This window comes from Halorhodospira sp. 9621 (assembly GCF_022228055.1).
Lineage (GTDB): Bacteria > Pseudomonadota > Gammaproteobacteria > Nitrococcales > Halorhodospiraceae > Halorhodospira > Halorhodospira halophila_A.
The window spans coordinates 1-544 of the sequence record NZ_JAJNRD010000108.1 but is presented as its reverse complement, the minus strand read 5'-3'; the positions used below and the strand labels follow the sequence as shown (position 1 = coordinate 544).

Genomic DNA, 544 nt, shown 5'->3' with positions numbered 1-544 from the left:
TTGGAGATGATTCGCAACATCCCCTCGGAAAGAGGCCGTCTGACACTCGCCGCCGATGCCGGCTACAACACCCGGGAGTTCGTCCGCCGCATGCGCCAATGCGAGGTCACGCCCCATGTCGCCCAGAAACGCCGCTTCAATGCCATCGACCAGCGCACGACCCGTCATCCGGGGTACGAGGTCAGTCAACGCATCCGCAAGCGTGTCGAGGAGTTCTTCGGCTGGTCCAAGACGGTCGGTAGCCTGCGCAAGACGAGGTTCATTGGCCCGGACCGGGTGGGGTGGGAGTTCAGCTTCCATGCCTTGGCCTACAACCTGGTCCGCACGCCGAAGCTACTCGGGGCCTGCTGAGATGGGGGTGGTGTGCCTCCACCCCCTGCACGCAGGCGCCCGACGGGCGCGGAGGCAGGGCATCCTCCCTGCCGGCCCCCTTCACCTCGTCGATTATCGTCTATGAGCGGCTTCATTCCGGGTCCCCAGCGGCCTCGAGCACTGAGTTTCTCAGCACCCTGTTAGGCGCTGGGACTTATTCGCTACACGTATC

General features: G+C 64.2%; 1 protein-coding gene. It reads left to right on the top strand.

The genetic code is table 11. From position 1 onward, the window contains the following. On the top strand, positions 1–351 hold a 351-nt coding region (locus LRF89_RS13320; protein ID WP_238637385.1), incomplete at its 5' end, for a transposase. Positions 352–544: the final 193 nt, after the last annotated feature.